Annotated in this window: 14 protein-coding genes and 1 riboswitch; of the genes, 7 read left to right on the top strand and 7 right to left on the bottom strand. The window is 72.1% G+C overall.

Annotated elements, in window-relative coordinates; all coding sequences use genetic code 11:
- Positions 1-224 precede the first annotated feature (224 nt).
- A complete protein-coding gene (locus O7626_RS24560) occupies positions 225-2,429 on the top strand; it encodes a hypothetical protein (RefSeq protein ID WP_278063462.1) in 2,205 nt (734 codons plus the stop codon).
- A gap of 282 nt (positions 2,430-2,711) precedes the next feature.
- Complete coding sequence (locus O7626_RS24555; RefSeq protein ID WP_278063461.1) at positions 2,712-5,465, top strand: cellulose binding domain-containing protein; 2,754 nt, start codon at positions 2,712-2,714, stop codon at positions 5,463-5,465.
- A 183-nt stretch (positions 5,466-5,648) separates the two neighbouring features.
- Here O7626_RS24555 and O7626_RS24550 read toward each other — a convergent pair whose 3' ends face one another.
- Complete coding sequence (locus O7626_RS24550; protein ID WP_278063460.1) at positions 5,649-6,068, bottom strand: hypothetical protein; 420 nt, start codon at positions 6,066-6,068, stop codon at positions 5,649-5,651.
- Between the two features lie 222 nt (positions 6,069-6,290).
- Positions 6,291-6,440 (bottom strand): hypothetical protein, encoded by a 150-nt coding sequence (locus O7626_RS24545; RefSeq protein WP_278063459.1) that lies wholly within the window; start codon positions 6,438-6,440, stop codon positions 6,291-6,293.
- Between the two features lie 546 nt (positions 6,441-6,986).
- On the opposite strand from O7626_RS24545, the gene O7626_RS24540 reads away from it, so the two are divergent.
- Positions 6,987-7,358 (top strand): STAS domain-containing protein, encoded by a 372-nt coding sequence (locus tag O7626_RS24540; RefSeq protein ID WP_278063458.1) that lies wholly within the window; start codon positions 6,987-6,989, stop codon positions 7,356-7,358.
- A gap of 86 nt (positions 7,359-7,444) precedes the next feature.
- Here the strand turns inward: O7626_RS24540 and O7626_RS24535 are convergent, their stop codons facing one another.
- Together O7626_RS24535 and O7626_RS24530 are read right to left on the bottom strand one after the other, a co-directional pair.
- Positions 7,445-8,275, bottom strand: a complete 831-nt coding sequence (locus tag O7626_RS24535; RefSeq protein ID WP_278063457.1) for a 5'/3'-nucleotidase SurE — start codon at positions 8,273-8,275, stop codon at positions 7,445-7,447.
- Positions 8,272-9,234 carry a PfkB family carbohydrate kinase gene (locus tag O7626_RS24530; RefSeq protein ID WP_278066296.1) on the bottom strand — a complete coding sequence of 321 codons (963 nt, stop codon included), beginning with the start codon at positions 9,232-9,234 and terminating at the stop codon, positions 8,272-8,274. Before O7626_RS24530 ends, O7626_RS24535 begins: the two co-directional genes overlap by 4 nt.
- Before the next feature lie 88 nt (positions 9,235-9,322).
- Here O7626_RS24530 and O7626_RS24525 point away from each other — a divergent pair, with 88 nt between their 5' ends.
- Positions 9,323-9,781 carry an SRPBCC family protein gene (locus tag O7626_RS24525; RefSeq protein WP_278063456.1) on the top strand — a complete coding sequence of 153 codons (459 nt, stop codon included), beginning with the start codon at positions 9,323-9,325 and terminating at the stop codon, positions 9,779-9,781.
- Here the strand turns inward: O7626_RS24525 and O7626_RS24520 are convergent.
- Positions 9,663-10,268 carry a hypothetical protein gene (locus O7626_RS24520; protein WP_278063455.1) on the bottom strand — a complete coding sequence of 202 codons (606 nt, stop codon included), beginning with the start codon at positions 10,266-10,268 and terminating at the stop codon, positions 9,663-9,665. The two genes, O7626_RS24525 and O7626_RS24520, sit on opposite strands and share 119 nt — an antisense overlap.
- 396 nt (positions 10,269-10,664) lie before the next feature.
- Here O7626_RS24520 and O7626_RS24515 point away from each other — a divergent pair, with 396 nt between their 5' ends.
- Positions 10,665-11,906 (top strand): cellulose-binding domain-containing protein, encoded by a 1,242-nt coding sequence (locus O7626_RS24515; protein ID WP_278063454.1) that lies wholly within the window; start codon positions 10,665-10,667, stop codon positions 11,904-11,906.
- 109 nt (positions 11,907-12,015) lie between these two features.
- Here the strand turns inward: O7626_RS24515 and O7626_RS24510 are convergent, their stop codons facing one another.
- Positions 12,016-13,119, bottom strand: a complete 1,104-nt coding sequence (locus tag O7626_RS24510) for a hypothetical protein (protein WP_278063453.1) — start codon at positions 13,117-13,119, stop codon at positions 12,016-12,018.
- A gap of 6 nt (positions 13,120-13,125) precedes the next feature.
- Positions 13,126-13,254: riboswitch (cyclic di-AMP (ydaO/yuaA leader) on the bottom strand.
- Positions 13,255-13,563: 309 nt separating this feature from the next.
- Here O7626_RS24510 and O7626_RS24505 point away from each other — a divergent pair.
- The gene (locus tag O7626_RS24505) at positions 13,564-14,352 is read left to right on the top strand and encodes a helix-turn-helix transcriptional regulator (protein ID WP_278063452.1); all 789 of its coding nucleotides are present in this window, start codon (positions 13,564-13,566) and stop codon (positions 14,350-14,352) included.
- The gene (locus tag O7626_RS24500) at positions 14,339-14,530 is read left to right on the top strand and encodes a DUF397 domain-containing protein (RefSeq protein ID WP_278063451.1); all 192 of its coding nucleotides are present in this window, start codon (positions 14,339-14,341) and stop codon (positions 14,528-14,530) included. The genes O7626_RS24505 and O7626_RS24500 overlap by 14 nt, the downstream gene beginning before the upstream one ends.
- Positions 14,531-14,585: 55 nt before the next feature.
- Here the strand turns inward: O7626_RS24500 and O7626_RS24495 are convergent, their stop codons facing one another.
- Positions 14,586-16,709 carry an AAA family ATPase gene (locus tag O7626_RS24495; protein ID WP_278063450.1) on the bottom strand — a complete coding sequence of 708 codons (2,124 nt, stop codon included), beginning with the start codon at positions 16,707-16,709 and terminating at the stop codon, positions 14,586-14,588.
- Between the last annotated feature and the right edge of the window lie 76 nt (positions 16,710-16,785).

Raw genomic sequence — 16,785 nt, 5'->3', positions numbered from 1 at the left:
TGCTCGAGTGCGGCGACCTGGGCGACCGATAGGCTGCGCCCGCCGGTCACGTCCGCGACTCGACTCTGGCCCGCGGCCGGGTGAGCGCTCCTCACCCGGGCCGGGTGAGTCGAACGGGGGCGTGACAGCCCCAGTGACCATCAGGGATCATCTATGCCGGTGTGCTCGGGGCAGATGCCGGCGCGGTGTGCGGGGCCGGGTCCGGGTCGGAAGGAAGAAGCAGGATGACGATCGAGCGGCAGACGGCGCCGGCCGGACCCGACGACGGTACCGGCGACCAGGTCGACGACGGATCTGGCGACCAGGTCGACGACGGATCCGGTGACCGGGCCGGCAACGGATCCGGCAGCCGGGTCGGCAACGAATCCGGTGAGCGGACTCGACGGCCGGACGGCCGCGCCGGGTCGGTCGGCCCGGTCCGTGGGCCCCGGGCATCCTTCCTGGTACGCCTGGCCACCCACGAGTGGACGCTGGCCGTGCTCGGCGGGCTGCTGCTGGCCGTCGTGCTGACCTGGCCCACCCTGCGCGACATCACCAGCACCATCCCGCAGGACATCGGCGACCCGACCCTACAGGCCTGGCAGATCGCCTGGGGCGGGCACGCCGTGCTGCACGACCCCACCCAGTTGTGGCACTCCAACACCTTCTATCCGGAGCCCTACACCTACGCCTACTCCGACACCCTGCTCGGCTACGCCCCGGCCGGGATGCTCGGCGAGGGCCCGGTGGCCGCCGTGGTCCGCTACAACATCCTGTACGTCCTGGTGCACGCGCTCGCCTTCGTCGGGGCGTACGCGCTGGTCCGGCAGCTCGGCGCGGGCCGGATCGGCGCCGCGGCGGCCGGTGTCGCCTTCGGGTACGCCCCCTGGAAGCTTGCCCAGGCCGGGCACCTGCACGTGCTCTCCATCGGCGGCATCGCGCTGGCCCTGGCCATGCTGGCCCGGGGCCACGGCTGGTCGCTGCGGCACGGCTACCGGCCGGAGCTGCGCCGCCCCGGCTGGGCCTTCGCCGGCTGGGTGGTGGCGGCCTGGCAGCTGACCCTCGGGTTCGGCATCGGGCTGCCGTTCGGCTACGTGCTGGCGCTGGTCTGCCTGGCGGCCGGCGCCGGCTACGCCTGGTCGGCGTGGCGGCGTCGGTCCCGCCCGCCGTTCGGACGGCGGCTGCTGCTGGCCGACCTGGCCGGTGGGGCGGTGTTCAGCGGGGTCGGCATCTTCATGGCGCTGCCCTACCTGGAGGTGGTGGCGCTGCATCCGGCCGGCCGACGGACGCTGGCGCACGTGCAGATGTTCTCGCCGCCGTGGCGGGGGTTCCTGACCGCACCGCCGGAGAACTGGCTCTGGGGCGAGCGGCACGCGGCGGCCCGGGAGACGCTCAGCTTCGCCGGGGAGATGACCCTGCTGCCCGGGGTGGCGCTGATCGGGCTCGCCTTCGCCGGGCTGTTCTTCTCGGTGTGGCGGGTGCGGCACCGGGTGCTGCTGGCTGGCGGCGTACTCGGCAGTGTCGCACTGGCCAGCGGCACCACGCTGGGCGGTGACGGCAATCCGGGGTACGCGACGCTGGTGCTGCACGCCCCGGGCTTCGACGCGATCCGTACCTCGGGCCGGCTGGTGCTCTGGACGACGCTGCTGCTCGGCATCCTCGCCGCCGGTGCGCTCACCGCGCTCACCCGGCTCAACCCGGACCCGTCCGCCGGACGGCGCCCCGGAGATCCCGACGCGGAGCCGGCACCTCCGGACGCCACCTCCGCAGCACCGCCCCACTCTGGCGACCTTGCCGGTGCCGCTGCCCCCGCCTCCGCTGCCCCCGCCTCCGCTGCCCCCGCCTCCGCCGCACCGTCCGACCCTGCCGACGCCGTCCCCGCGTCGGGGGAGGCGGGGCAGCCGCCGCGGCCCGGGACGCCGGTACCCGTGTTGCGCAGCGCCGCCTACCAGCCGCCGCCGGGCGGCGAGGAGCCGGAACCGCCGGCACCCGAACGGCGTGCCGCCGCGTTCCGGACGTCGCTGCTTCGGCTCGCCGCGCTGATCCCGCTGGCGCTGATCGTGCTCGAAGGGGTCAACACCACCCCGCACGCCCCGGTGATCCCGCAGCCGGCCGCGTTGCGCGGCGCCGAGGGTCCGCTGCTGGTACTGCCGAGCAGCGGCACCCTGGAGTTCAGCGTGATGCTGTGGTCCACCGACGGCTTCCCGAGGATCGTCAACGGGCTGGCCGCCTTCACCCCGGAGTCGCAGGCGCAGACCCTCGGCGTCACGGCGAATTTCCCGGATCCGCTCAGCGTCGACCACCTGCGGCGGATCGGTGTGCGTACCGTCGTCGTGCTGCCGGAGTACCTGCCGGGGACGCCGTGGCAGGAGGTGCTGAACCGGCCGGTCGACGGGTTGGGCGTGACCCGCGAGGAGGTTTCCGGCTCGGTGGTGTTCCGCCTCGGCTGAACCGGCCCCGGCTGGACCAGTCTCCGCTGGGCCGGCCCGGCTGGACCGGCCCGATGTCGGGTTAGTTTGGGACTCCAACTATTGACAGCGTGTCCAGGCGTGTGTGAACGTCTGCACGACGCCGTTCCAGGGAGCCAGGACGACGCCACGGGAGCATGGGCAGCTCCCCGAGCAGCGGCCGCCGAGCGCACGACCGGCGGGACCGGGTCCTCCGTGGCGTGCGCGTGGCGACTCCGGCAGCGCCGGCCAGCGCCAGTCAGCTCTTCCCCCAGGGAGCCGTACATGCGTAGAAGTCTTGCCCACGCGCTCGCGGCCGTACTGGCCGCCGGTGCGGTGGCCGTGGTGGCCCAGGTCGCCGTCAGCCCGTCCGCGGCACCGGCCTCGGCCGCGGCGTCCGAGCCGTACTCGTGGAAGAACGTCCGGATCGACGGCGGCGGCTTCGTCCCGGGCATCGTCTTCAACCCCACCGAGCGGAACCTGATCTATGCCCGCACCGACATCGGCGGCGCCTACCGCTGGGAGCAGGCCAGCCAGAGCTGGACCCCGCTGCTGGACTGGGTCGGTTGGGACCGGTGGGGCTGGAACGGAGTGCTCAGCATCGCCACCGACCCGGTGCAGACCAACCGGGTGTACGCGGCGGTCGGGATGTACACCAACGACTGGGACCCGAACAACGGGGCGATCCTGCGCTCCACCGACAAGGGGAACACCTGGCAGGCGTACCCGCTGCCGTTCAAGGTCGGCGGCAACATGCCGGGCCGGGGCCAGGGGGAGCGGCTCGCCGTCGACCCGAACCGGAACAGCGTCGTCTACTACGGCGCGGAGGGCGGCAACGGGCTCTGGCGCAGCACCGACCACGGCGCCACCTGGGCGAAGGTGGGCAACTTCCCGAACGCCGGCAACTATGCCCAGGACCCGTCCGACCCGAACGGCTATCTGACCGGCAACCAGGGCGTCACCTGGGTCAGCTTCGACAGGTCCACCGGCACCGCCGGCAACACCACCCAGACCATCTACGTCGGGGTCGCGGACAAGGCCAACCCGGTCTACCGGAGCACCGACGGCGGCACGAGCTGGGAGCGGATCGCCGGGCAGCCGACCGGATATCTGGCGCACAAGGGCGTCGTCGACCCGGTCGGCGGGTTCCTCTACATCGCCACCAGCGACACCGGCGGCCCGTACGACGGCGGCAAGGGCGACGTCTGGAAGTTCGACCGGGCCACCGGAGCCTGGACCCAGATCAGCCCGGTCCCGTCCAGCAGCGCCGACGCGTACTTCGGCTACAGCGGGTTGACGATCGACCGGCAGAATCCGAACACCATCATGGTGGCGACGCAGATCTCCTGGTGGCCGGACGCGATCTTCTTCCGGAGTACTGACGGCGGCGCGACCTGGACGCGGGCTTGGGACTTCACCTCCTATCCGAACCGTTCCAAGCGCTACACCATGGACATCGGCTCGGTGCCGTGGCTGACCTTCGGCGCCAACCCGGCCCCGCCCGAGGAGACTCCGAAGCTGGGCTGGATGAACGAGTCCGTCGAGATCGACCCGTTCGACGGCAACCGACTGATGTACGGCACCGGCGCCACCATCTACGGCACCACCAACCTGCGCGACTGGGACAGCGGCGGCACGGTCACCATCCGGCCGATGGTCCGGGGGCTGGAGGAGACCGCCGTACTCGACCTGGTCAGCCCGCCCACCGGCGCCCCGCTGGTCAGCGGGCTCGGCGACATCGGCGGTTTCCGGCACACCAACCTGGACGCGGTGCCGGCGATGATGTTCACCCAGCCGGTCTTTACCAGCACCACCAGCCTGGACTTCGCCGAGCTGAACCCCGGCGTGATGGTCCGGGCCGGCGCCTTCACCGACGCGGACCGGCCGGGCGACAGCCACGTCGCCTTCTCCACCGACGGCGGGGCGAACTGGTTCCAGGGCCAGGAGCCGGGCGGGATCAACAACGGCGGCACGGTCGCGGCCGCCGCCGACGGCAGCCGGTTCGTCTGGGCGCCCGGCGACGCCGGGCAACAGGTGGTCTACTCCGTCGGGTACGGCAACTCGTGGAGCCAGTCCAGCGGCATCCCGGCGAACGCCACGATCGAGGCGGACCGGGTGAACCCGAACAGGTTCTACGGCTACTCGGCCGGCCGGTTCTATCTGAGCACCAACGGCGGGCCGAGCTTCACCGCCACCGCCGCCACCGGGTTGCCGGCCAGCGGGGCGAGGTTCAAGGCGGTGCCGGGGGCCGAGGGGGACATCTGGCTGGCCGGCGAGACCGGGATCTTCCGGTCCACCGACTCGGGTGCCAGTTTCGCGAAGCTGCCGAACGTGGGCAGCGCGGTGAACGTCGGGTTCGGCCGGGCGGCACCCGGGCGGACGTACCCGGCGGTCTTCGCGGTCGCCACCGTCGACGGCGTCCGCGGGGTGTACCGGTCGGACGACGCCGGTGCCGCCTGGGTCCGGATCAACGACGACCAGCACCAGTACGGAAACATGGGCGAGGCGCTGACCGGCGACCCGAGGGTCTACGGGCGGGTCTACCTCGGCACCAACGGCCGGGGGATCCTGGTCGCCGACCGGCTCGGCGGTCCCTCCAATCCGCCGACGAGTACTCCAACCCCCCGCCCGCCGACGGCCACCCCGACCGCCACGCCGACCACCCGACCGCCCACGGCCACCCCGACCACCCACCCGCCGACCGGGACCCCGACCGGCACGTCGCCGCCGGGCGGGGCCTGTACGGCCAGCTACCGGGTGGCGGGTTCGTGGCAGGGTGGCTTCCAGGCCGAGGTGACCGTGCGGAACACCGGTACGTCGGCGATGACCGGCTGGACGGTGGGCTGGACCTTCGCGAACGGGCAGACGATCAGCCAGATCTGGGGCGGTACGCACACCCAGTCCGGTTCGTCGGTGTCGGTGCGGAACGTGGCGTACAACGGCAACCTGGCGCCGAACGCCGCCACGACGTTCGGCTTCCTCGGCAGTTGGACCGGTGCGAACGCCGTGCCGGCGCCGGTGACCTGCGCGCGCAGCTGAGCCGGACGAGTTGCGCGCGCAGCTGAGCTGAATGCGCTGCGCGCGTAGCTGAGCTGAATGCACTGCGCGCGCAGCGCATGACAGACCAGGATCGGGGCCGCGCTGTCGGGGCCCGGCGCGTTTCCGCGCCGGGCCCCGACTTCCGCGCGGACCCGCCCGACCGGCCGGGCGGGTCCGTCGGTCTCAGGCGGTGTCGACCCGGACCGCCGAGTTGGCCCGGTCGACATCCACGAACTCGACGCGGTCGCTGTCGGGCAGCTCCCGCTCGGCGCGGGCCAGCGCGGCCCGGGACGCGCTGGAGGCGGCCCAGGCCAGGGCGGCGCCGACCAGGCCCGCCCCGATCAGCCAGCCCCAGGGGAGGCCCTGGCGCCGGCCGGCGAGCGCGTCGTACGCCCGGCCGGCCCGCACCCGGGCCTCGTCGGTCATGGCACTCACCCGGTCCCCGGCGTGGCTGCCGAGGTGGGTGCCGGTCCGCCGGGCCGAGCGGGCGGTGTGCTTCACCGAGTCGCCGGCCGAGTTGACCGTACTGGTGAGGTACTCCCACGCCTGGTCGGCGATCCGCTCGGGCTTGCTCTGATGTTTCAGCAGGTTGGTTCCGAGCATCGTGCTACCTCCTCGGTTACCGAACGAAGCGGCCACTTCGGACAGAGGCGTCTGTTCGGCGCGGTTTGCGGGTTCCTACTGTCGGAGGTGCCCAGGCGCCTCAGCTGGCAAACCCGCGATCATGTCCCGACATCCCGCTCCGACCCGGTGTGGCCGCCGGTGCGGCCTCGACGGGTCCGTCGCCCGGGAGCGGCTGCCCGCGCTCGGGCGACGGGCAGCCGCTCAGTGGAGCTGGACGACAGGTGCACGACGGGCGAAATCGTCGCCGTCGTCATCGTCGTCGTCGCCGTCACCCCCGCCGCCGAATCCGCAGGCGAGCACGAGAGCCAGCAGTGCGCCGACGCCGGCCAGTCCGATCAACTTCCTCAGCATCAGGTGTCCCTTCCGAGCGCCGCGGCGCCCGTACGCTGCGACGGACGGATCAGCCCATGCTAGGTGGCCGACGACACACCCGCCCGGCGACGAACAGCAGTATGCAGCCGCCCCGCCACGAACAGAGCTGGCAGCGCCGCGCAGCCGCCCCGCCACGAACAAAGTTGGCAGCGCCGCGCAGCCGCCCCGCGCCGAACAGGGCTCGCCGCGTCGTGCTGCCGCCTCACATCCGGCCGGTCGGTGTCGTGAAGCCGACACGGGTTCACCTGGCGGCGCCCGGACGGCGTTTCCGCGAGCTGCGACACAGGCACCGGATGCCCATCCGGGCCTGGTAGACGGCTACGCTGAGGGTGTACTGACGGAGGTGTCGATGCCGACGGCGCAGGAAAATTTAGCGTAGTTCGCCCCGTTACCGGGTAGGTTTGTCGGCTCGTTGAATAGATTGCCCGTCCGGAAGGGTGGCGATCGGGGCCGTGAGAGGAATACTCTCGGTCGCGGCCCGCGTACTGATTAGGCGCCCGGACATGGGCGAGTGGAGGTGCTCGCGTGAGCCTGTCGATCGTCAAGTCGGTCCTGCCTGGTGGAGTTGTGGAGATCGCCCCTCGGGGAGAAATCGACGTCGATACGGCGTACGAGGTTCGTGAGGCGATCGCCGGAGTTCTGACCAAGGGGCGACCGTCCAGGATCGAGCTCAACATGCGACTGGTCAGCTTCATCGACTCCGTCGGTATCAGCGCCATGGTCGCCGGCTTCCAGACCGCGGAGGTCAGCGGCGTCAAGCTCGTGGTCACCGAACCGAGCCGGTTCGTCCACCGGCAGCTCTGGGTCACCGGGCTCCTCGGTCTGTTCGGCGCGCCCGAGCCCTACTTCGCAGGCGCCTCGGCCGTGGCCGAAGAGGTCAAGGTCCCCGGCGCCTGACAGTCCCCGGTCCGCGCCGATCGTCGCGGACCGGGAAGCCCGCTCCCTAACCCGCGCCGACAGTCGCGGACCGGGAATCTCGCCCGCTATCCCCGTGGATCGTCCAGTCCGGACAGGTCCGCGTCGTGCGCCTCGGTGACCGCCCGAATCGCCGTCACCGAGGCGTAACCCTCGGTCAACCACGCCAGGTCGGTGCCCGGCTCGACGTGCTGCCCGGCCTCCTCCAGTGCGGTGCGCACGAAGCCCTTGCCAGCCTCGGCGACCGTCATCTGCACCTGACCGAACCCGGCCAGCCTGGCTCGGCGTACCCCGCGCAGCCGTTCGTACGGCACGTCGGGGGAGTTGACGTTCAGCACGCTCTGCACGGGTGCGGCGGTCAGCCGGGGCAGCAGGTCGAGGGCGACCCGGGCCGCTGTCGCCCAGTTCCGCCGCTCGTCCCGATCCGGCCGGGGTACGGCCACCGCCGCACCGCCACTTCCGGTGCTCGCCTCCTGCACGGCGAGTACGTCGAGCGAGACGGCCATCCCGTGACAGCCGTTCGCGGCGGCGGTGAAGGCCGCGCCGACCGTGCCGGAGTGCAGCACCGCGCGACCCGCGTTGGCGCCCCGGTTGATCCCGGAGAGCACCAGCGACGGTGCCGGCCCGAACGCCCCGTGCAGGGCGATGAGCGTGATAAGCGCTGGTGAGCCGGCCACGCCGTACGCCGGTGTGCCGGGCAGTTCCTCGATCGGGTGCTCCTCGACCACCACCCGGCCGTCCCGCTCGACCGCGCTCATCGCGGCGCTCGCCCCGCTGGCCTCCTCGCTCGGGGCGGCCACCACCACGTCCAGCCCCCGCTCCACCGCCGTACGCGCCAGCCAGCGTAGCCCCGGGGCCGCGATGCCGTCGTCGTTGGTGACCAGCACCCGGATCGTCATGGTTTGGTGGTCCGATGCGCCAGGTCGTCCGGGGTCAACCGGTCCTGCCGGTCCGCCCGCACCGGTGCCAGCTTCACCCGGTCGACCAGGCCGGCTATCGCGTCCGGCCGTCCGGTGCCGAGCCCGTGCCGGGTGACGTTCAGCGCACCCGCCGCCGCGCCGGTCCGGACCGCGAGCCGGATGTCGCCGCCCTGGGCCAGCACCGCGGCAACCCCGGCGGTCATCGAGTCGCCGGCACCCCGGTGGTCGGCGACCTCCAGCCGGGGCATGTCGAGTTCGACGACCTCGCCGTCGACCATGACCAGTGCCGGTTTTTCGGCCCGGCTGACCACCACCGTCTCGGCGCCCCGGGCGTGCAGGGCCTGGATCGCCCGGACCAGTTCAGCCTCGCCGTCGCCTTCGGCGAGGCTGTCCCGGAGTAGTTCCTCGTGGCTGACCTTGAGTACCGACACGCCACTTTCCAGCACGGCCGCCAGGTGCGCGCCGGAGAGGTCGGCGACGACCCGGCTGCCGTTGTGGCCGAGGTCGGCGGCGAGCCGGCGGTAGATCTCCGGTGCGACCAGGGACGGGTGTCCAGGACCGCTGAGGATGCTGACCTCGGCGCCGAGCCCTTCGCTGAGCGCGAGGTTGTACAGCTCGTCCAGCTCGTGTCGGGCGAGCGGATGACCCGGCACCGAGGCGATCTCGTGCCGCTTGCCGTCCCGTCGGTCGTGCACGTAACCGCCGCTGCTGGACTCCCGGTGGATCACCCGAAGGTCCACGCCCTCGCTGGCCAGCAGGGGTTCGAGTACCTGCCCGATCTCGCCGCCGAGACCGGCGCAGAGCACCACCGGCACGCCCAGGCAGGTGATCATGCGAGCCTGCCACACCCCCTGGCCGCCGGGGTGCAGGTGGATCTCGGTCTCCTCGGCCGGCTGGTCGACGGTGACCGTCAACTGCGGGTCGGGGGCAAAGACCATGACATGTCCGCTCACGCCCGTTAGATACCCACTTAGCCGCTATTCATGCAGCTAGCCGACTTGCCGCCAGCTTTCCTAGACTCGATTGGTGCCGCGCATCGGCTCGTTCCGCTATCGGGTGCACGCGCGCTGCGAACCGGCCGACGCGCTGCGGCTGCTCGGCGACGTGCGACGGCAGGGCGAGCTGCATCCGTTCATCGTGCGGGTGCGCTCCCGACCTGCCGGGCCGGGGGCGCTGCGCAGCGACCTGGTCACCGACCGGCTGCGCTGGGGGCCGTTCCGGTTCCGGATCACCTACCGGGCCGACCTGCTCCGGCTCGGCGCGGACGAGCTGGAGTTGGTGGCCCGGCAATGGCCGGGCACCACCCTGCACAACCGGACCCGGGTGACCGGGGAGCCCGACGGTCTGCTCCGGGTCGACGTCGAGATCACCCTGTCGGCGCCCGCACCGCTGTTCCGGTACGCGTTCCGGCAGGCTCGGGCCGCGCACCAGGAGCTGGCGGGTCGGCTGCCGGCCGCGCTGGCCGCCGCCGGCCGGGAGCCCTGACCGCCCGCCCGTTCCCGGCCGAGCCCGCCGCCCGGCCGGTCCGGCCCCACGGCTTGTAGGTGGAGAGCACCGTGGCGACGACCAGCAGAGTGCTGGAGACGATCGGTGCGGCCAGCAGCCCCTGCCGGGCGTCCGCCGGAGTGGCCGCGCCGAGTTCGGCGGCCCGCAGGTTCGGCAGCAGGGCGAAGAGCACCGCCCCGACCAGCACGGTGGTGATCACCAGCTTGACCACTACCCAGCGGTGCCTGAGCAGGCCCCAGGGGGTGAGCAGCGCGCTGGCGAGGCCGACCAGCCAGGCGAGCACGCTCAACGGTACGAAGACGGCCTGCCCGACCAGCGCCGCTGCCGGATAGACCAGGTCCGGGTCGGCGCCGCGTGCCCCGGCCACGCCGAGGGTCAGCAGCACCACGTCGATTCCCAACCAGCCGACCGCGGTGACCACGTGCAGGGTGAGCAGCGCCTTTCGCCAGGGCGGTGAGAGCTTCATACCGCTGATGCTGCCGCCGGCAGCCCGGCGTGACGTCGTGCGGATGTGGGCGCTGCGGCTACGCAGCTCGACGTACGCCCCGCGCGGCGGAGCCGCCGGTGATCAGGGAGCGTTCGGCTCGCCCGGGCCGGCCGGACACTCCCTGATCACGGAAGAACCCGGTCCGGTGTTTGCTCGCATCGATGGTTGTCTTTAAGCTTGGTCGGCGCCACGACGGGGCGACCGGGTGCGGGCTGGCCGGGGCGTCGTGGTGGTCGGGTGACCAGGGGAGCCGGTCACGGCAGCACAACGAGGCCGGTACGCGTCGGGCGTACCGCGTCGCTCGTCGTCGTAACCGCACTGCCGGCACGCGCCAGGGACGGCGCCGGGGCCGGCAGTCGTCCGAGAGGAACTCCCATGCGGATCTCCGCACCGTACCGTCGCGTCTCGCTGGCCCTGGCCGCGGCGACCGCGATCGCCGCGAGCAGCGTCGCCGTGCTCGGCACCGGCCTGGCACCGGCCGCCCAGGCCGCCGCCGGCTGCCGGGTCGACTACCAGGCCAACCAGTGGACCGGTGGCTTCACCGCCGCAGTCAAGGTGACCGCCGGGGACGTCGCGGTCAACGGCTGGACCGTGACCTGGACCTACGGTGGCGATCAGCGGATCACGAACGGCTGGAATGCCCAGGTCACCCAGTCGGGGGCGACCGTGACCGCCCGGAACGCGGCCTGGAACGGGTCGCTGCCGGCCGGCGGCTCGACCGAGTTCGGCGTGCAGGGCACCTATTCGGCCAGCTCGGCGGCACCGAGCGGGTTCACCCTGAACGGCGAGTTGTGCAACGGCGCCGAGCCGACCACCCCGCCGAGCACCGCACCGCCGACCAGCCAACCGCCGACCACCCCGCCGACAAGCGTCCCGCCGACGATCACCCCGCCGCCGACCGTGCCGCCGACCACCCAGCCGCCGAGCGGCTGCGGCACGGCGGTGCTCTGCGACGGCTTCGAGAACCAGACCGGCAGTACGCCGTCGGGCGACTGGGCGGTCAGCTATCCGGACTGCTCGGGCAGCGGCACCGCCAGCATCGACACCTCGGTCGCGCACCAGGGCACCCGCTCGGTACGCATAAACGGGGCGGTCGGCTACTGCAACCACGTCTTCGTCGGCTCCACCCGCAACCTGAGCGGGGTCGGCGCGGTGCGCTACGCCCGGCTCTGGGTACGGCACACCACCGCACTGCCGACCTCGCACGTGACCTTCCTGGCCATGCGGGACGCCGCCGACGGCAACCGTGACCTGCGGATGGGCGGGCAGAACGGCGCGTTGCAGTGGAACCGTGCCTCGGACGACGCCACCCTGCCGGAGCAGAGCCCGAACGGCGTGGCGCTGAGCATGCCGTTGCCGGTCAACCAGTGGTCCTGCCTGGAGTTCATGGTCGACGGCACCCAGGGCCGGCTCTCCACCTGGGTCAACGGCACCGCGGTGACCGGGCTGACCGCCGACGGCACGCCCACGCACGACGTCGACGGGCAGTGGTACAACCGGGCCGACTGGCGGCCGAACCTCACCGACCTGCGGCTGGGCTGGGAGAGCTACGGCGAGGGTGCCGACACGCTCTGGTTCGACGACGTGGCGCTCGGTTCGAGCCGGATCGGCTGCTGACCGGGGTACGCACCCCGGCGGTCGCCGCCTGACGGAAAAGCGGACCGCCGGCACTGCCCAGGGGTGGCGGGCGGTGCCGACGGTCCGCGACAGGTTACGCGATCGATCCTCAGTTCATCGACAGGTGTACGTGGTTGGTGTGGTCGCTCGACGGGTCGCCGTTGCCCCCGTTGTACGTCTTCCAGCCACTGCTCGGCAGCCAGATCTGCTTGAACCAGATCACGTACAGCACGCCGAGCCGGTTGGCGTTGCGCACGTAGTACGCCGCCAGGTTGTTGCCGTACGTCCGGTCGCCGCCGGTCGCCACTCCGCCGAACCCGTTCTTCTGGGCGGCGAAGTCGCAGGCCTGTCCCTTCGGGTGCTCGCCGCTGCCACCGCTGCGGAAGCAGGAGACGAACCGGGTGAAGCCGGCGGCCTGGGCCTGCTTGAGCGCGTGCAGGGTGCGCGGGGTGATGCAGCCGCTGGTGGTCGGGTCGTCGAGACTGCACGACTCGTCCGGGAAGGAGCCGTCGGGGTTGCGGGGTGCCGGCCGGGCGGAGCCGCCGCCGCTGCCGCTGATCCCCGAGCCCGCGCCGCCGCTGTTGTTCGCCGCCGCGAGCGCCCGTTCGGCCTGCTTCTTGCGGGTCTCCATCACCTCGACCTGCTTGCGCTGCTCGCCGATCTCCTTGTCGAGCGCGGCCTTGGCCTGGGTTTCCTTGTCCAGGCTCTCCCGCAGCCCGCGCAGTTCCCGGCTCTCGTTCGCCGAGATCGTGTCGAGTGCGGCGGCCCGGTCCACCAGGCTGGTCGGCGAGCCGCTGTTGAGCAGCGCGGAGACCTGCCCGAGTCGACCGGTCCGGTACGCCATGTTGCCCATCTCGGCGACCCGTTCGCTCCGGGTCGCCACCTCGGTACGCAGCGCGGCAAGCTGCTGGTTCAGTTCCTTCTGCCGCTTGACGGAGTTGTCCAGTTTGGTCTTGGCGTTCAGATAGCCCTTGCTGGCGGCCTGGAGCTGCTCGCGCAGGCTGTCGGTGCCTCCGTCGATGTCGTCGCCGCCGGGAGCCGCGGCCAGCGCCCCGGGGGTCGCGTACTCCGGTGCCGCGGCGGCGGGTGCGCCGCCGAGCGCCGCGAGGACCATGCCCAGGGTGAGCGCCGCGGTGACCGCGAGCTTCCCGGACGGTCCCGAGGCGTTCCGCGCGGACGCCGGAGCGTGTCGGGTGGGTGCCAGGAACGGCATATGACAGTGTCCTTCCGTCAGCCGCCGACCGGGTTAGCTGACGGGTTCGGGACGGAAGATCCCTACCGCTGGCGCGGATGCACCCCTGGTACGTGGTTCCCCGGCTCGCGCGTGGCGATTAGGCGGCGGCCCCCGCAGGCGCCGGAGGGCGCCGCCCGGCGGAGACCGGAGCCGAGCCTACCGGCAGTTGCTGTCCGGGGATACGTGGCGTTGCCAGAGTTGAATTCACGATTCTCCTGCTTCGGGTGGATGTATCCGGACAAATATCTCCGGTGCCGGCCGGAAACTTAAGATGCCGCTAACTATCGGTGAGCTCCGATGGTGTGACCATCCCGTCAACCGAGCTGGTATTCGCGCTGGACCGTGACGGCGTGGTAACGCAGAATGAGCAGGTCCGCCGCCTGATGACGGTGACAGCATCTGCCGACCGCCGGGGTGATAACAATGCTTGACCAATCGGCGTCGCTTCCGGCCCGCATCCGGGCGTTGCGCACAGAGCGGAAGCTGTCTCAGGACAGGCTCGCCGTCGCAATCGGGGTGTCCAAGTCCACGGTGCAGTATTTCGAGGCAGGGAAGCTGATTCCGCAGGAAGGCACGGCACAGCGCCTTGACGGGGTGTTCGGCACCGACAGCGAGATTCAAGGGCTGGCAAAGACGGCACACGAAGACCTGCGCCCGTGGCTACGCCCATGGGCCGAGAATGTGCGTCGCGCGATCCTGCTGCGGTCCTGGGAACCGCTGTTGATCCCGGCTCCGCTACAGCGTGAGCCGTATATGCGAGAGATGTTCGCGGGAGTCCCGGCGAACGTGGGGAGGGTGGAGGATCTCGTCGCGGACCGGGCAGCCCGGCAGGCGGCGGTTCTGGATCAGAACCCGCCGGTGACGATTTCCTGCATCATCGCGGAATTCGCGCTCCGGCGCGGGTCGCGCGACGTCATGAAAGATCAGCTCGGCTATCTCGTCGACATCGGACACCGACCCTTCGTCACGGTACGTGTGCTGCCGGATGTCGCCGGAGGTCTGCATGCTGGTCTGGGTGGCCCGATCTCGCTGGCAACCCTGAGAGACGGTAGGCGGATCTCGTACCTTGATGATCAGTTGCAGGGCAAGGTGGTGGCCTCGGTACGGGATGTGGGTGACCTAGAGCTATCCTGGGAGTCGATCAACGGTTTGGCGATGACGACCGACCAGAGCAGAGACCTACTTCTGGAGGTGCTGAATGAACACAAGTGACGCTGCCGCCTGGCGGAAGTCCACGCGTTCCGGCGGCAACTCGAACTGCGTCGAGGTGGCCGACAACCTTCCCGGCCGAGTGCTGGTCAGGGACACCAAGGACCGGGACGGCGGGACGCTTACCTTCGGCCCGGCCGCCTGGCGGGCGTTCGTCGGCCTGACGAAGTCGCACGCCTGACACAGCGGCACCGACGAGCCAGCCCACCAGGGTTCGCCGCCAGGGTCGGCCACCGTCAGACCGGTTCGACCGTGGTGAGTCGCTGGGTCGCCCGGGAGAGCGCGACATAGAGGGTGCGTACCCCGGCCGCCGAGTCGGCCCGGATCTCCGACGGCCCGACCAGCACCACCCCGTCGTACTCCAGGCCCTTCGCCTGCATGGTGTCGACAACCGACAGGCGCGGCCCGGCGGGCTCCAGCCAGTCGGCGACCTCGGCCCGCCGGTCGGCGGAGCTGATCACCCCGACCGTCCCGTCGACCTCGGCGAGCAGCTTCGCCGCCGCCTCCCGGACCGCGTCCGGCAGTTCGGCGGCCGGCACCACCAGCTCGACCGGATCCACCCCGGTGGCCCGGACCGCTACCGGCAGCGGCAGGTCGGGGGAGACCTCCCGGATCACCCGGGCCGCCGCCGCGAAGATCTCCGCCGAGTTGCGGTAGTTGGTGGTGAGCGTGAACTCGTGCCGGGGACGCCGGCCCAGCGCCTTGTCCCGGGCCCGGGTCAGCTCCGCCGGGTCGCCGGTCCAGGCGGTCTGCGCCGGGTCGCCGACCACCGTCCAGGAGGCGAGCCGGCCGCGCCGGCCCAGCATCCGCCACTGCATCGGGGAGACGTCCTGGGCCTCGTCAACCACCACGTGCGCGTACTCGCGGTAGTCGGCCGGCCGCTCGGCGGCGGCGTCCCGGCCGGACCGGGCGGCGCGCTGCCGGTCGGCGTAGGTGGTCACCTCGCGCACCCCGCCGGCCAGCTGGTACGGGTCGCGTCGGCGCTTCGCCGGGCGGGGCGGCCGGCCGAGCAGGTGGTCGAGTTCGTCGAGCAGGGCGACGTCGGCCACGGTCAGCTCCGCGCCGCCCGAAGACCGGTACGCCTCGGTGAGCAGCCGGATCTCGGCGTTCGACAGGATCCCGGCGGCGTACCGGCGCAGCCGCTCCGGCCGGGCCAGCCAGGGCAGCACGTGCCGGGGATGCAGCCGGGGCCACCAGGCCCGCAGGAAGTCCCGGAACTCGGGGCGTTCGGCGATGTCGTCCTCGAAGCTCCGCTGGTCGGGCAGCCGGCCGACCCGCAACTGCTGGGCCTGCGCCCAGAGCGCGCCGAAGATGCCGTCGAAGCCGGCCCGGCGTACCTCGTTGCGCCGGGCGCCCGGCGGCAGCGCCCGGGTCCGGATCCGCTCCAGTTCGGCGGTGGAGAGCCGGAGCAGTTCACCCCGGTAGAGCAGCCGCAGCTCGCCGGGGGCGTCCGGCACCTGGTCCCGGACCGCCCGCTCCAGCACCCGGCGCATCCGCAGCGAGCCCTTGACGGCGGCGACGGCCACCGGGTCGGTGCGGGTGGCCGCCACGCCCTCGAAGAGCGAGCCGAGCGAGTGCAGGGTGGCGGCGTTCTCGCCGAGCGAGGGCAGCACCGAGGCGATGTAGTCGACGAAGACGGCGGACGGGCCGACCACCAGCACCCCGCCGCCGGCGAACCGGCCCCGGTCGGAATAGAGCAGGTAGGCGGCCCGGTGCAGGGCCACCGCCGTCTTGCCGGTGCCCGGACCGCCGGCGACGATCGTCACCCCGCCGGCCGGGGAGCGGATCGCCTCGTCCTGCTCCTGCTGGATGGTGGCGACGATGTCCCGCATCTGCCGGCCGGTGGTCCGGGACAGGTCGGCGAGCATGGCGCCGTCGCCGACCACCCGCATCCCGTCCGGCGCCGCCGCCGGGTCGAGCAGGTCGTCCGAGATCCGGGTCACCCGCTCGCCGCTGGAGGTGATCACCCGACGGCGTACGACGCCGCGCGGTTCCGCCGCCGTGGCCTGGTAGAAGGCGGCGGCGGCCGGTGCCCGCCAGTCCACCACGAGCGGTTCGGCGTGCTCACCGCGTACGCCGAGCCGGCCGACGTGCAGCACCTGCCCGGTCCCCAGGTCCAGCCGGCCGAAGACCAGCCCCTCGTGTTCGGCGTCCAGGGTGTGCCGGCGCCGGGCGGCGTGGAAGACCATCGCGTCCCGCTCCACGAGCGCACCGAAGTTGCCGACCTTGGCGAGCTGGTAGCCCTCCCGCTCGGCGAGTACGGCGGAGTGCCGCAACTGCGCCAGCCGGGCGTACACCCGGTCCAGGTGGCGCTGTTCGACTTCGATCTCCTGCTGAAGCGTGGTGTGGTGGTCGGTCAACGCGTCTGCTCCCGGAGATCGATCTGCGGCGACACGGCCGTCCGACACCCGAGTCCGGACGCCCCGCGCGCCGAAT

The organism is Micromonospora sp. WMMD1102 (assembly GCF_029626265.1).
In the GTDB taxonomy this organism is placed as follows: domain Bacteria; phylum Actinomycetota; class Actinomycetes; order Mycobacteriales; family Micromonosporaceae; genus Plantactinospora.
This window is presented reverse-complemented; position numbering and strand designations above follow the sequence as displayed.